This is a genomic window from Bacillus sp. JJ1503, assembly GCF_036965125.1.
Taxonomy (GTDB): domain Bacteria; phylum Bacillota; class Bacilli; order Bacillales; family Cytobacillaceae; genus Cytobacillus.
The window spans coordinates 8957-24410 of record NZ_JBALOZ010000003.1 but is presented as its reverse complement, the minus strand read 5'-3'; the positions used below and the strand labels follow the sequence as shown (position 1 = coordinate 24410).

At 37.7% G+C, this 15454-nt stretch carries 13 protein-coding genes; all 13 read right to left on the bottom strand.

All coding sequences use genetic code 11. From position 1 onward, the window contains the following. Window positions 1-148: 148 nt before the first annotated feature. Window positions 149-1867, bottom strand: a complete 1719-nt coding sequence (locus V7149_RS00590; protein ID WP_335343745.1) for a sulfate adenylyltransferase — start codon at window positions 1865-1867, stop codon at window positions 149-151. An 86-nt stretch (window positions 1868-1953) separates the two neighbouring features. Continuing rightward, complete coding sequence (locus V7149_RS00585) at window positions 1954-3489, bottom strand: solute symporter family protein (protein ID WP_335343743.1); 1536 nt, start codon at window positions 3487-3489, stop codon at window positions 1954-1956. Window positions 3490-3502: 13 nt separating this feature from the next. Further along, window positions 3503-3826 carry a DUF485 domain-containing protein gene (locus V7149_RS00580; RefSeq protein ID WP_335343744.1) on the bottom strand — a complete coding sequence of 108 codons (324 nt, stop codon included), beginning with the start codon at window positions 3824-3826 and terminating at the stop codon, window positions 3503-3505. 146 nt (window positions 3827-3972) lie between these two features. Next, a complete protein-coding gene (locus V7149_RS00575; RefSeq protein WP_335343742.1) occupies window positions 3973-4725 on the bottom strand; it encodes a LytR/AlgR family response regulator transcription factor in 753 nt (250 codons plus the stop codon). Further along, window positions 4722-6491, bottom strand: coding sequence for a LytS/YhcK type 5TM receptor domain-containing protein (locus tag V7149_RS00570; protein WP_335343741.1), 1770 nt, complete (start codon window positions 6489-6491; stop codon window positions 4722-4724). The genes V7149_RS00575 and V7149_RS00570 overlap by 4 nt, the downstream gene beginning before the upstream one ends. Beyond that, the gene (locus V7149_RS00565; protein WP_335343740.1) at window positions 6479-8032 is read right to left on the bottom strand and encodes a solute symporter family protein; all 1554 of its coding nucleotides are present in this window, start codon (window positions 8030-8032) and stop codon (window positions 6479-6481) included. The genes V7149_RS00570 and V7149_RS00565 overlap by 13 nt, the downstream gene beginning before the upstream one ends. Next, window positions 8029-8304: a DUF485 domain-containing protein gene (locus V7149_RS00560; RefSeq protein WP_335343739.1), complete on the bottom strand. Its 276-nt coding sequence runs from the start codon at window positions 8302-8304 to the stop codon at window positions 8029-8031. Before V7149_RS00560 ends, V7149_RS00565 begins: the two co-directional genes overlap by 4 nt. A gap of 291 nt (window positions 8305-8595) precedes the next feature. Next, on the bottom strand, window positions 8596-11700 hold the full coding sequence (locus V7149_RS00555; protein WP_335343738.1) for a metallophosphoesterase family protein: 3105 nt from the start codon (window positions 11698-11700) through the stop codon (window positions 8596-8598). 306 nt (window positions 11701-12006) lie between these two features. Continuing rightward, entirely contained in the window at window positions 12007-12270 is a 264-nt protein-coding gene (locus V7149_RS00550; protein ID WP_335343737.1) for a hypothetical protein, read from the bottom strand. A gap of 176 nt (window positions 12271-12446) precedes the next feature. Then, the gene (locus V7149_RS00545; protein WP_335343736.1) at window positions 12447-12719 is read right to left on the bottom strand and encodes a phage major capsid protein; all 273 of its coding nucleotides are present in this window, start codon (window positions 12717-12719) and stop codon (window positions 12447-12449) included. 124 nt (window positions 12720-12843) lie between these two features. Further along, window positions 12844-14028 (bottom strand): M24 family metallopeptidase, encoded by a 1185-nt coding sequence (locus V7149_RS00540; protein WP_335343735.1) that lies wholly within the window; start codon window positions 14026-14028, stop codon window positions 12844-12846. Window positions 14029-14044: 16 nt separating this feature from the next. Beyond that, the gene (locus V7149_RS00535; RefSeq protein WP_335343734.1) at window positions 14045-15034 is read right to left on the bottom strand and encodes an ABC transporter ATP-binding protein; all 990 of its coding nucleotides are present in this window, start codon (window positions 15032-15034) and stop codon (window positions 14045-14047) included. After that, the coding region (locus V7149_RS00530; protein ID WP_335343733.1) for an oligopeptide/dipeptide ABC transporter ATP-binding protein at window positions 15009-15454 on the bottom strand (446 nt) is incomplete at its 5' end. The genes V7149_RS00530 and V7149_RS00535, both read right to left, overlap by 26 nt.

Genomic DNA, 15454 nt, shown 5'->3' with positions numbered 1-15454 from the left:
GTAATTAACCATATAACAAATAAAGTGTAGAGTCAATAGGTGTTTTTATAAAAGTTTGAACTTTGTAAAAGATGTTAAAACCATAAAAAATGACCCCTCCATTATTGGAAAGGTCATTCATAAATCCGAACCATATTATTCTAACAATCTATTCCTCATCACTACCCCTATACCGTCTATATGGAAGCGGATTCCATGTTCGATATTCGAGATCCGCTTTACGCAAAGCTGCAGGAATATCTTCTAATAACCTGTTCGCTACCTCTAGTTCGCGCTCTGCTTCTGATTTATCCTGATACAAAAATTCATCAGATGCTTTTTCCATTGCTCTTTCCACTTTTTCTTTCAAGTTTTCTACAACCATTTCTTGTTGACGATAAATTGATTCTCTAGCTTCCGAAACCCACTCCGGCTGCACGGAACGAAGTTGATCCGTTACATGACTGAATTCTTCATAAATCTCCTTATACACACGGTCCGCATTTTCGCGTGTATCCTTAATGGCTGCTTCTAAATCTTCTATCGTTAGTTCATCCACCACTAAAGGGCGCTTGCGTTTGGAACCGCCAATTCCCTTAGAATGTAGATAATAAGGAAAAATAGACTTTATCGTTTTTCCAACAGGTGCAATTGCAAGCCCTTCCTCATCGACACCTTTAGGCTGCACACCTTGCATGGCAATACGGGCAGATTCTGGTCTTACAATTTCCTTCGGCGGTAAAACGCCATACCGCAGCAGTTCACGGATACCCGTTCCAGAAATATTAATTCGATAGCGCTCATCGTGAGGACATGTTTGTTCTGTTGCCGGGTTATCACAGCGCGTGCAATAAAACACCTCATGAAATAACCGAATATCAATTCCTAGCTCCTCTTTCGTAAACTTATCAAAAATCGTGTGACTTGCATATTTATCATAATAATCACCAACACCCGCATGGTCTCGGCCAATTAAAGCATGGGTACAGCCGTAATTTTTCATAATGAGTGCATGGAGAACTGCTTCACGAGGACCAGCAAAAATGTAGGTCACACGCAATGGCGAAAGAATGGTCCTCTCCTTTGGATAATACGTATCAAGCACAGCTTGATAGGATAACATACGGTATTCATGTCTTGTATATTCACGCTTTGCCATCTCAACTAACGGCTGAACAAATAATCCATCCAGTTCCTCAAGTGCATTGCGATGAATATATTCGTGACCGCGATGCAAAGGATTTGCACCTGTAATAAAGCCAGCAACCGATTTAAATTTTTTCTCCTCATAAAAGAGTTTCCATGTATCTTTCGGTTCGATTCGTATTTTTTCAAATGGCCCCCAATGGACTCGGCGAAGTAACTGAATCGGCCCAGCTAATGCAGTATCACCCATCCTTCGATAGATAGAATCGACACCAGGATGACTGCGGTCAGTCGTACCAAATAGCTGCTGAGCGCGGAAGTTTCGGTCATAATCGAAAATATCTTCTAACTTTAATATAGCTACAGGTTCCTTCGATTCATCAACTAATGCGACCTCATCTCCAACCGATAGAGATTGAATCACATGCTTATTTCTGTCGCCAACAGGTGCGAAGCTTAGCGGCACAGGCCAAACAAGTCCATTTGATAGGCGCCCTTCTATTAATACTGATTTATAGTCCGCTTCATTCATAAACCCTTCATTTGGAGATAGTACACCTGTAGCAATCATTTCAAGCGTTATGACAGCCTCTAAATCAACCATTATAAATGGAAGCAGATTTGCCCGCTCCATTGCTCTATCTCGTTCTTCTCCAGTTAAAACGCGGTTAACTAATTTCCCCCCATGTGGCAGTTGTGGATATTTTGTTACTTTTTCTTCAAAACTAGTCTCTTTGTTCATTACCAATCTATCTCATCCCCCTAAATTATCTGCTTTTCCTGCTTTACTGACTCCCCATGTCAATAAAGCGATTTTCAAATGCACATTTATTCCGCACTTTTATAACCTGTATGCGCCCGGACAGAGACTTCAGCATACCTTTTATAATCATTTTCTTTCGAAAAAATAGTTCCGAGATAACCACCGAGAAAGCCTAATGGCACACTAACAAGTGCAGGATTATCGAATGGGAAGATTGGGTTTCCTACAAATAGAGCGGCCCCTTCAACTGGTGAGAATACGCTAGGACTAATCGATACGAGAATTAATGCTGAGATCAACCCGGAAAAAACTCCCCAAACTGCACCCGAAGTATTAAAGCGCTTCCAATATACTGTGTATAAAATTACTGGCAAATTTGCACTTGCAGCGATACAAAATGCTAAAGAAACTAAGAAGGCTACGTTTAGGTATTGTGCACCTAATGATAATAATATGGATATAACAGACACACCTAATGCTGCATAGCGTGCAGCTAGCATTTGCTCTTTCTCTGTTATCTTTCCTTTTTTAATAATTTGGCCGTAAATATCATGTGCAAATGCAGATGCTCCTGATAATACGAGGCCAGCAACTACCGCTAAGATTGTCGCAAATGCAACCGCTGAAATGAATGCAAATAAGATATTCCCGCCAATTGCCTGAGCTAGTAGCGGTGCAGCCATGTTTCCGCCAGGATTTGCTGCGAGAATCTCACTTTCCCCGACATAAATTGCAGCCCCAAAGCCAAGGAATAATGTTAAAATATAAAAAATCCCAATCGTCCAAGTTGCTGTAATAACCGAGCTTCTGGCAGTTTTCGCATCTTTTACCGTGAAAAAGCGCATCAAAATGTGTGGAAGACCAGCTGTTCCGAGAACTAAGGCAAGCATTAATGAAAGCGTTCCTAGAGGATTATTATATTTGAGTCCCGGATTTAAATAGGCTTCGCCATGACTAGTTGCCGATTTTACTTCAGTAAACATGGCCCCTATATTAAAGTTAAATTTCATTAGTACTAAGAAGGAGATGATGATCATCCCTGCCATCAGAAGGACAGCCTTTGTAATCTGTACCCAACTCGTTGCGATCATTCCACCAAATAGAACGTAAATCGTCATCATAACCCCAACAATTAACACTGCTATCCAATAAGGGATATCGAATAAAAGCTGTATAAGTGCACCTGCACCAACAAGTTGTGCAATCATGTAGAAAAGAACAATGGTAATCGTACTAAGAGCAGCAGCCCCTCTTACTTTTTTCGCATCAAAGCGAGAATTAATCATATCGGCTAATGTATATTTACCGAGGTTACGCAATGGCTCTGCAACTAACAATAATACAACTAAATAAGCAATCAAAAATCCGATACTATAGAAAAATCCGTCAAACCCTTTTAAAGCAATCATCCCTGCAATACCAAGGAAGGATGCCGCCGATAAATAATCTCCAGCTATCGCTAATCCATTCTGCCATCCCGTTAATCCCCCACCCGCCGTATAAAAATCTCCGGTAGATTTTGTTTGTTTTGCTGCAATATAAGTAATAACTAATGTAAGAATAACGATTGCGAGAAAAAGAACAACTACAATCGGATCCATCTACCATTCCCCCTTATCTTATCTGCTCATTAATGATTTGTTCGGCTTCTTTATCAAAGGAAGCTGCTTTTTTTACATAAATTGAACTTATCACCCAAACCATCACAAACTGTGAAACCGCAAAAATCCAAGTCCAAGAAATATCTCCAATTGCTGGGGTGTTTAAAAATGTTGTGTAAGAGGTGAAAATTGGCAATAAAAAGTAAAAAATCATAAAAAATATAGTCATCGGTACTAAAAATTTATTCTTTTTGCTCAAAAATTGTTTAAACTGTGAACTGCTTGTAACCTTTACATAATCTACACTTTTCTCAGTAATTAATTCCCTTTGAGCCAAAATCAACCATCTCCCTCCTTCTATTTATAGATAATTATATATTTTTGAAATATTCTATAAATTGAAATTGGATGAACGGTTGAAAACACAGGGTGAATGGTTATGTATGACTGGTGAATGGTTGTAAACCTGTCGTATTGAACAACTTATCCTTTAAAGATATCAAAAATGGATTTACTTGCAGAACGACTTACAGGGATTTTTGTTCGATTTTTATCTTTTAGAGTTAAATTGCTTGTTCCGTTAAACCATGGGGTTATTTCTAAAACGTGATTCAGATTTACTAAGTAACTGCGATGTGCTCGAAAAAATAAATGACCTGCCAACTGGTCCTCTAAATCTTGTAAAGTCATCCGACTCATAATAACCTTATCCTCAGTATGAATCTCTAAAAGTCGTTTATTTGGTACGGCGTAGTAAATAGAATCAGGTGAGACTACAACCATCCGTTCTCCGTCATCAATTAACATCTTTGATACAATAGTTTGTACCTTTTTTTCCGTTTCTTCACTACTATTCTTTCGGTTCATTATACTTTTGCGTATTCGGTTCATCGTCCTTCGAAATCTCGTCTCGTCATATGGTTTTAATAAGTAGTCAACCGCTTCTACTTCAAAAGCATCCATTGCATATTCATCATACGCAGTGGTGAACACAAATAAGGGAATAGTGGCTGGCTCCTGTTTCAAAATATATTGGGCTGCCTCGATTCCTGTTAAACCCGGCATCTCTACATCAAGAAAAATAACATCAGGCCGATGTTCAGAATATAACTCAATTAATTGTTCCCCCGTTTCCGCGTGTGGAGTGAGGATAACTCCCTTCTCTTCCTTCAATAAATATAGCAATTCCTTTCTCGCCATCATTTCATCTTCAGCTATCATCGCTCGAATATTCATCCCAACACCTGCTTTTCTTCAAATTGATTTGAAATTGGAATCGAAAACTTCACTTCACTTCCCCCATGGGATAAATTTCGAATATGCAATCTCGCCGAATCTCCTAATAAATGGACTAATCGTTGGTTCACATTATAAATACCTGTCCCACCATTATTATGACTTACTAATGGCTGTAGACTTACAATCGGTAAAATATGTTGAGGAAAACCGCTGCCATTATCCCGAACTAGAACAGCAAGCCTCCCATTCTCTTTTTCTATCAAAATTTCAATCTTTGCACCATCTGTTACATTCTTTAAACCATGTTGAACCGAATTTTCAATCAATGGTTGAATGCTCGATGGCGGAATATAAATATTTGAAAGATCAGCTGGCTTTATAAAATCAATTTGTAATCTTCCTTTAAATCGTTCTTGAATAATAGAAGTATAGGCTTCAGCATGTTCACACTCTTTTTCTAGTTCAACTAATGATTTCGATACTAAGCGTAAATTAAACCTCATATAGCTTGCTAATTGCAGTGTTAGGAGACGAGCTTTCAATGGATTTTCCCGAAACAAACCGGCAATTAATTGAAGGGTATTAAACAAAAAGTGTGGATTGATTTGTGCTTGTAAATTCCTTAACTCTGCATCTCGAATATGTGCCTTTAGTTTTTCCGCCCCAAGCATGTTCAATTGATCTGAAATAAGTTGTCCTAGCCCTTGTGCCATCATCATTTCAACAGGAGAAATATGCTCTGCTTTACGGAAATAGAAAGCAATAAGATACGTTACATTATCATCTTCTATTATAGGAATGAAAATAGCTGCCTCAAGGCTGCAATTTTTATGAGTACACATTAAATCTGATTTCACGTGTGTAACTTGGATCTTTTTCAATTTAATCGACATTTGTGCTGGATGAGCCGTAATTGCATCCCCAAAATGATGATGCTCTTTACCCAATCCTTTATGGGCTAATACCTCCTTTTGATCTGTAATGGAAACAGCAGCAAGTCTAAGGCGACTATATAATAATTTTGCCAAGCCATTCGCAACGTCAATAGGTGAGTCTTTTTTTAAAAATGGAAGTGCCTCTTTAGCGATGGTTAATGCTTGTTTCGATGCTAGCGCTGCCTCATTTTCTTGTTCGCGTAAAACAATTCCGATCATCGCTGTAAAAATGGCAATCGCTGTACTATTCGATAACACGAGTGGTAAGCCAATCGTATTGACAAGTGTAATCATATCTAGTCGATCTGTGTACATAATAAGAAATAATTGCATGTGTAAAATCGGGGGAAAAACCCCAATAAATAGAGCCTTCAGCGGAGAGATAACACGTTCGTTGGAAAAAAATCTTGCTGTTAACCCTGCCAGTAAACCTGAAATAGGGTTGACGAGGGCATTCGCCATTCCCCCAACACCGCCAAGAAACAATAGATGAATCCCAGTAATGACCCCAGCTCCAAAACCAAGTGTCGGACCACCTAATAAACCGGCAATCACAATCGCAACAAGGCTCATGCTAACAATTAAGTGATGATCCTCTACTGGAAAAATAACTAACTGATGACTGATGACTCCATCCTCATGTATGACAATCCCTGTAACCGTACTAGCTATTCCAAATAAGCCAAACACTAATGCATGAACGAGCGACATCTTCACACTATAATTCCGGTAAACCAATGACCTGAATCCAGGGGTCCGTGTCATCACAAATGCAATAATTAGAAGTAGTCCCAAACGTTCGAATAAAATAATCGTTAAGCTTTCCATTTCTTTTCTCCCCTTAAAGAAATGCCGGTCTGCGATTGTATATAAAACTTGTTAAATTCTGTTATTGAATCGGATTGCTTACTTGAAAGAATGGTTCCCAAATATGCACCTAGAAAGCCCATTGGAATTGTTATTATACCTGGATTATATAGAGAAAACACAGCCTCTCCTCTAATCCATCCATCATCTGGATTCATAATGTAAGGACCTAAAACAACGAATAATAAAGAAGCAGCTAGACCAGTAAACATACCCGTAATGGCCCCCACTTGAGTAAAGCGCTTCCAATAAATAGTTAATAAAAGAACCGGGAAAATACTTGATGCGGCAACAATAAATGTCATCGAAACGAGAAAAGTTACATTAATGGTCTCCAAATTTAACGCAAATAAGGTGGAAATCAATCCGATTCCCAATGCCGACCACCGTGCTGCCCTCAATTGCTCCTTTTCTGTTGATTTCCCTTTTTTCAAAATATGATGGAAAATATCATGGGAAAAAGCAGTTGTGGCGGAAATAACAAGCCCTGCAACGACTGCCACAATAGTTGTAAAGGCAATCGCAGAAACAAATGCCAACAAGAAGTCACCACCAACCGCCTTTGCAAGTAATGGTGCAGCTAAATTTCCAGTAGGGTCAAGTACCATTAGCGAATCATATCCTAAGAATGCGACAGTCCCAAGGCCTAAGACGAGTGTCATTAAGTAAAAAATCCCAATAATCCATGTTGCGCTTATTAGTGACCTGCGAACCTCAAATGTATTACTTACCGTAAATAGGCGTATTAAAATATGAGGCAATCCTGCAGTCCCAAGCACTAAAGCAAGTTGCAGCGAAAGGAATTCCAATGGGTTATCAAATAAATTTCCAGGGAGGAAGAAACTCTCTCTTAAAGGCGTACCTGTTTTTACTTCTTCAATTAACTTCGCAACATCCCAATTGAAATGAGAAAAAACGATAAGTGTGAGAAGAAATGTTCCTGACATAAGAAGAACGGTTTTCACAATCTGTACCCAAGAAGTCGCAATCATCCCACCCATAACCACATAGATCGTCATTAATCCCCCAATCACAATGACTGAAATAGAATAATCGATATCTAGCAGTAATCGAAGTAAAAATCCTGAAGCAACAAGTTGAGGAATCATGTATAGTATGGAAATGATAAATGTACAAAATGCCATAATTAAACGCATCTTCTCACTTGGAAATCGGGAACAAATTACGTCTCCAAGGGAATATTTACCTAAACGATGTATAGGTTCAGCAACTAAAAATAATACAACAAGATAAGAAACTAAAAAGCCAATGGAATATAAAAAACCATCATAGCCACGAATTGCAACCATCCCAACTATACCGAGAAAGGAGGCTGCACTAATGAAATCGCCAGCTATAGCCATTCCATTTTGAAAACCTGTTAACGTCCCTGCAGCAATATAAAACCGATTAGTTGTTTTACTTCGCTTGGCTGCCCAATATGTAATAATCAATGTACAAACAATGATATAAATAAGAAATAAAAAATAAGTAGGATTCAAAGCGATTCCTCCCTATCGATACCTTCCATCTGTCGTTCAATGTTTTTAGCTGTTTTATGATAAAACCAACAGAAGATCCATGTCATCGGAATTTGTAAAAATGCATACAACCATGCCCAAGAAATATTAAAAATAAAGCTTGGCCGAGTCATCACATTAGGAATAAAAGTAAGAGATAACGGAAGCAAAAAATAAAACAGTAATGCAACAGCCAAAGCAGGCGCCATCAACTGCTTTCTCTTACGAATTAAATGCAAAATTCGCTCCTCCATTTATCTTCCTCCTGTTTTCTGAAAAGTCAGCAAAATAGTTCAATTCAAATGATACATGAAGGACTTAGGCTTGTAAAGTTGATACTGATACTGAAACTCTATCCGTTTCGGCTTTGATTCCAGAAAACAGTTTTTAACTCAAAATTAGCGAAAACCTTTATCTATTTATCCTTTACCTGATACGGAGACCATTGAGGCTTCGGTAATCGATACAATTTGTTTTGCTATCTTACAATAGAAAAAAACCGCATAATACAAATAATGGAGAGCGTTCCCGCTCTCCATTATTCTTTAGTCTATAAACTTGATATTCTCTGGATTAGCTCCCTTGACATACTCAAATTCAGCAACATTTTCAAATCCTCTAATTTCTGTAACCTTATCTCCCTCAATGATGACTTTTGAAATTTTTGTTCCTTTAAAATCAACAATTGTACCATTATACTTATTTTTAGGTTTAATCGTAACTATTGTGTATGCAAATCCTTCCCCATGGAATTCTGCATATTCACCTGTGAATACAACACCATTTTTGATTTCTGATTTTTCATCAAGTGTGATTGAAACACTTGGATCATGAATCATTAGTTTTCCAGTTTTGTAATTTTTATAATCATATATTTTTTCAGGAACAATAGGCTCTTCCTTCGTTTCTTTATTTACTGATGTAATAAATTCCATATCCCAGTAAATATCAGAACTTGTTGGACGGTCCTGATGAACTTCAGCCGCTAATACGTTTGTTCCTTTAACTAAATGAGCTAAATCTGCTGCGTCTAATGTAAATGTTTCATATCTACTTTCATCAGCAACATTTGACCCCGATAAATCTGATAAATACTTGTCATATCCAATTTCGCCTTCTGGTAGATTGTGTCTGCCAATTTCATGTCCGTTCAAGTACAGAATGACACTATCGTCAATCCCGAAGTTAATATGACCAACATCACCAATCTTAGATAAATCTTCTACTTCAAATGATGTTCTAAAATAGTAAGTTGGAATTTTATTACTTGCATCTGGGCCATAGTTTATCACTGTATTCACTCTACCAAACATTGGGCGATTTTCTGATGCAGAATATCCAAGTGGTGCTACACCGCTCATCCAGCTACTGTCATCAAAGTCAGGTGCTCTCCATGCTGTACCTTGATCAGATCCATCATCAAGATACTTCCAATTACTCCATTTTTCGAAAATAGTTTGTTCTGCATGCTCAACGATTTGAATGGTCACTTTTTCTGTTTCAAAGGCTTTTCCTTCATTTGTTACTTCAGCCCATACTTGTACTTTTACAGGCTTGGCACCTTCTCCAACTGTTACCTTGCCATCTTGAGAAATAGAAAGTTCACCTTCTGGGCTTGTTTTATACGTAATGTCTTCGAAAGCAATATCATACACGCCACCATCAACATTTTTACCTGTTACATTAAGTGAAACTTCTGGATAGAATGTTGACGGTTCTGTTGGGACCACATTACTAGATGCTTCAAGAGAAACTGACTCAAGTGCTGGAAGTACAACTTCAATCGAAGGATCTTTAACGATTTTATAGGAATCTGTTACTTCCATTGTATCTACACGATAAGTCGTAAATGCTAGACTCGTTGGCGTTACTTCGATATTCGTAAATGTTGGTACTCTTAATTGTGATCTGTCTGCTGAATAAAATTCAGGGTCTTTTAAATTATAATATTTGCTACCACTTGATGAGTTGGCGGTTAAGTACAATGTACCTTCTGGATTAATCACACTGCCATCTTCGGCAATCATTTGGTTCTTCAATGGTTGAAGATTCTTCATTTGATATGTTCTTACGTAAGAATGATCATGTCCCATTAGTACAACATCAATATTTAATTTATCAAACGTTGGAACAAGGTCTTCTCTTAATTTAATAATGCCTGCTTCTAAAGAATGGCTTGCTGCGCTGTAAATGGAATGGTGGAAAACAACAAATTTCCATTTGAAATCCCGATCTTTTGTCGCTTCAATTGTTTCTTCCATAAACTGAGTATGCTCAGCTGCATTCTTATTATTTGAGTTCAAGTTCATGATAAGCGTATCGCCATATGTAAAATAATAATCTCCACCTGCATTATTTGAATTACCTAGTGCTGGATTTTGATATGGTGTATTAAAATGATATTCATAGACTCTTGAGTTATCGTGGTTACCAATTGTTGTTGCAGTTGGATATTGTTTCAATTTTCCTGGTGCAAAAAATCCTGCATACTCTTCTTCTGAGTTTGCATCATTTACTTGATCCCCTGCTGATTGAATAAAGCTTGTATTCGGGAATCTTTCAATTGCTTTATTTAACGTGCTTACCCATCCCTCAGTGTCTTTGCCAATATTACCTGAAGAACCGATTTGTGGATCTCCCGTAAATAGGAAATTATATGAATCTGTTTTTTGTGTTTTAAAGCTATACGATTCTGACCATTTTCCATTGCCATCGCCTAAACGATAGACATATTCTGAAGAACCTTCAATATCTGTTATGGTCACTTCATTTGCTTGGTATCCTGAAGATGCTGGTTCTAGTGTTGCTGTAACGGTTTTTGCAGTTTCAGGTTTGCCGTCTGTGACCTTTGCATACTCAATAACACCCGGTACATCTGTTTGTGGAGAATACCATGAGAAATTGTACTTTGTTTCATCAGCCCCTGGTGCAAAAAAAATATAAGATGCATCATAAACAGTTGGATCTACATAAATTGATTTAAATTCCATATCAAAAAATACATCTGAACTAGAAGGTCTGTCCTGATGAACTTCAACAGCAAGTACGTTCGTACCTTTTACAATATAGGACATTTGTTCATCAGTTAAATTAAATATTTTATCATTAATTTCACTTGCATCATTTAATCCAAAATCCTGAACATAGTCATCGAATTTAATCTCTTCACCTTCTGGAAGATTAAATCTAGCAATCTCTTTTCCATTCAGGTAAATGATAGCACTGTCATCAATGCCAGCTGTGATTACACCTGAAGTACTGATTTTTGATAAATCCTCTACTTCGAATGTCGTTCTGAAATAAGATGTTGCATGCTTGTTTTGCGAATCGCCTCCATAATCAATGATCGTTGCGATGTTACCAAAAGTTCCATGCTTCTCGCTTGCTGGATAGCCTAATGGCGCAGCTCCATTTTTCCATTCGCTATCATTAAAATCATTTTCCTTCCATGCTCTACCTTGGTCGGTTCCATCATCAAGATATTTCCATACACTTCCTCTGTCCAGTAAAAGCTCGTCTGACTGTGCTTCAGCTACTTCCGCCACCGCTGTTCCTACATATGGACTTAAGTTTGAAAGTACCGTTAGTAACACGAGGGAAAATACAAAGAAACAACGCAAAGATTTGTTTTCTTTCAGTACGGATATCACTCTATCAACTCTCCATTCTATTATTTTCCTTCGACACAAATCGATCGAAGTCAAAGCTAGCATACAAGCATATTGTTATTAATCTGTTGACACAATATTAACTTTCTGTAAATTGGATAAATTGGGATAATATACCCTAGTCCTTCGTCTCGCTTTTACATATCCTTCAAATACTAAAGACCTAAAAAACGCTGTAGATTAAATCCACAGCGTTTTTCAATAATACTGGTCATCTATGAAACTACTTACTACTATAAAGTATCCTATAAAAATACCGTCTGACTTGCTCACGATAAATAAATGTTTTTATGTATTAGTTTCACTACTTTTACGCAAGAGCTCTTTTGCAAAGTCAACAAGTCGATGTGCTTCTTCGGTCCACAGAAAATTCACATCCAAAGCATCAGGGCCTAGACGGAATCGATCCAGTGCGTCAGCATCCTTGAAAATCTGATACAGCGGTATGGCCCGTTCACTTAATCTAGACAACTTATTAATCTCTGACAAACCAAGCGAATCATCCTGGTCATAGTAAAAGGTAATGTAATAGGTTTGCTCATCAAATGGCAAATCGTGCTCACGGCAATAATAATCTACTCTCAAAATTTGTGAAACATTGAGCATAAATATTTATAGCTAATCAGTTACTGTTAATTTAGCCAGTGCCTCTGAGTTAAATACTGCTCCGTTACAATACATGTCATAGGCGACCATTTTAGTAACATCCAAAGCATTTTTAGTGTCTGTTACCATTTGGTGACCCGACTCACCTTGACCATTATTCCGTATCCTAATCCTACGTTTCCGAATACAATTGGATTTGTAGCAGTAAGAGAATTAGTTACGATAACTTTGGCTCCAAAAAGCGTATATGTGAGTTTACCGTTGACAAATCCATTCTGCATATAAAAATGACCGGCTGCATCTTTCAATTTCGAAATTACATTAAATGCTTCTCGTTGCATATAGAATACAGAACCCGACAGATAATCCGGATGAATTGAATTGTAAATGTCCATTAGTTGAATGATAAATAATTTTAACAATGAATAAGTTTAGATAAAAAATGAGGTAATTTCCCCTATTGGTGGAAACTACCTCCTTCTTAAAAAAATATTGAGTTGTCTTTTGTGGTAGCTAAAATTAGTAACAAATTAAAGACTCTAAACCCCTCGGGTAGTATGTCAACATTTCCATCCCATCTTCAGTTACAAGAACAGTATCAGAATGTCGGAATCCTCCAATCCCTTTAACATATATCCCAGGTTCAACTGTAAATACCATACCAGGTTTCATCATTGTGTGGTCACCCAGATCGAAGAATGGTGATTCATGAAATAATAAACCGATCGCATGGCCAGTGTGATGGCGTGTTAATTCCGTTAAATTATTCTCATGAAAATAGGATTGAACTGCCTCCTCAACATATGAGACTGGCTTTCCTGGCTTAATGTGTTTGAAAGCCACTTCTTGTGCTTCGAACATAAATTGAAAATACTTTTCTTGATCTTTACTTACATCTTGGACAAACATAGTCCTTTCTAATTCACTTTTATATCCCCAGATACTTGCTGAAGACGCAGTCACTAACGTGTCTCCTGATTTTAATATAGCATTCTGTGTAACAGCATGAGGATAGGCGGACATTTCTCCAACTTGTCCCCGAAATAGAGCAAAAGCAGTTTCGCCATGCGGTTTATAGTCTGGTCCTAAAGTTTCAATCATAGATATTGTTGACTCAGTACTTGCTCTACTCGTTATTTCGAGTTCGCTCACCCCTGGCTTAGAGTACTTTTGGAGTAAACGATGTGCTAAGTTTCCCCATCTACAGGACTCATTGATTAATTCTATCTCTTCTTTGGATTTGATGGACCTTAACTCAGGAACAAAGTCGATAATGGATTTAAAAACCTTCGCTTGTATTAACTGATCAATAGTCGGACCACGATAGCCCGCGGGTGAGCCATAGCCTATACTATCGACTCCAACTCTTTTCCCTTGAAATCCTGCTGCAATTAATTCCTCTTTAAAATATTCCATCGGATGTTTTATTCCAGGGTATTCAGGATAGGAATGAACAAAATCGATTTGGACTGAAAAATCTTCAGCATGAGCTTCCTCTAAATAGGGCACAAATAAATGGGTTTTTTGATAATGATCAATAAAAAAGGCAATTGGCCGTTCCGTTGGAGAAAAATAAAATCCCGTTAAGTAAAAGATGTCAGTAGGGCTAAAAAGAATAGCACAGTCTAGTTCTTGTTGTTTCAGTTTATTCCAAAACCTCTCTTGCCTTGAAATAATTTCTTTATTTGAAATGGATAATCTCATAGTTACACTCCATTTATTATTGATATAGATGGCAAGCAACAAACCGTCCTGGCTCTATTTTAGTCAGTGCTGGCGTTTCTACTTTACAAATCTCCATGCAATTTGCACATCTTGTATGAAACGCACATCCTTTTGGTGGATTGGCAGGGCTTGGAACATCTCCTTTTAAGATAATTCTTTCCTTCTTTTGGATAGCATTTACTTCTGGTGCAGCAGAAATAAGGGCATTCGTGTAGGGATGAAGTGGATTAGAAAATAAGTGTTCTTTTTTTGCAAGTTCGACAATTTTCCCAAGATACATCACGGCCACACGATCTGAAATATGTTCACAAACGGACAAATCGTGAGTAATGAACATGTAGGTTAATTGATATTGTTCTTGGAGATCTTGCATTAAATTAATAACCTGCGCTTGAACGGATATATCAAGTGCAGAAACGGGTTCATCCGCAATAATTAGTTTTGGATTCAACACTAATGCCCTTGCGATTCCAATTCTTTGGCGCTGTCCGCCACTAAATTCGTGAGGATGGCGTTTAGTGTAGCTAGGGTCTAATCCAACTTTATTCATTAAGTCAAATACTTTTTCTTTCCTTTCAATACTAGATCCGATATTATAAACCTTCATCGGCTCTAACAAGGTTCTTTCAACAGTCCATCTTGGATTAAGAGAAGCGTATGGGTCCTGAAATATCATTTGAATATCTTTTCTAGTTGCTCGCATTTCATTTTTCGAAATGGTTGTTAAATCTTTTCCTTCTAAATTAATTTTACCCTCCGTCACCTCAAGCAACCGGACAATTAATCTAGCCATAGTGGATTTACCACAACCACTTTCACCCACAATTCCAAGTGTTTCTCCTTTCATAACTTGAAAAGAAACATCATCTACTGCTTTGACTGCTCCAACCTGTTTAGAAAAAACTCCCTTTTTAATTGGAAAATACTTTTTTACATTTGATACTTCTAATAAACATTCGTTATTTTGCAGTTTCGATAATGTCATTTGTATCCCTCCGCCACGCTTCTGATGCTAGCCAGCAAGCTGATTCTTGACCACTTTTTACTGTCATTAATGGGGGCATTTGTGTATGACATTCATTCATAACATAAGAACAACGATCAGAAAATCGACATCCCTTGCCCCAATTCACTGGGGCAGGTACTTGCCCTGGGATAAAGTTTAAACGATTTTCTTTCTGCCCCTTTTTAGGAAGTGATGCTAATAATCCTTTTGTATAAGGATGGGAAGGGTTGGTTAATACATCCTTTACAGATCCCGTTTCAACAATTTTTCCAGCATACATGACAACCAATCGGTCGCAAACCTCTGATACTACTCCTAGATCATGTGTGATAAGAATCATGGACATGCCTTTCTTCTTTTGGAGGTCTTTCATAAGATCAAGTATTTGTGCTTGAATCG

What these genes read in the sequence shown, in the direction of transcription:
- V7149_RS00535 (WP_335343734.1), bottom strand. Translation starts at nt 15,034, where the DNA reads ATGACATTATCGAAACTGCAAAATAACGAATGTTTATTAGAAGTATCA.
- V7149_RS00575 (WP_335343742.1), bottom strand. Translation starts at nt 4,725, where the DNA reads ATGAATATTCGAGCGATGATAGCTGAAGATGAAATGATGGCGAGAAAG.
- V7149_RS00560 (WP_335343739.1), bottom strand. Translation starts at nt 8,304, where the DNA reads ATGGAGGAGCGAATTTTGCATTTAATTCGTAAGAGAAAGCAGTTGATG.
- V7149_RS00540 (WP_335343735.1), bottom strand. Translation starts at nt 14,028, where the DNA reads ATGAGATTATCCATTTCAAATAAAGAAATTATTTCAAGGCAAGAGAGG.
- V7149_RS00545 (WP_335343736.1), bottom strand. Translation starts at nt 12,719, where the DNA reads ATGGACATTTACAATTCAATTCATCCGGATTATCTGTCGGGTTCTGTA.
- V7149_RS00585 (WP_335343743.1), bottom strand. Translation starts at nt 3,489, where the DNA reads ATGGATCCGATTGTAGTTGTTCTTTTTCTCGCAATCGTTATTCTTACA.
- V7149_RS00570 (WP_335343741.1), bottom strand. Translation starts at nt 6,491, where the DNA reads ATGGAAAGCTTAACGATTATTTTATTCGAACGTTTGGGACTACTTCTA.
- V7149_RS00590 (WP_335343745.1), bottom strand. Translation starts at nt 1,867, where the DNA reads ATGAACAAAGAGACTAGTTTTGAAGAAAAAGTAACAAAATATCCACAA.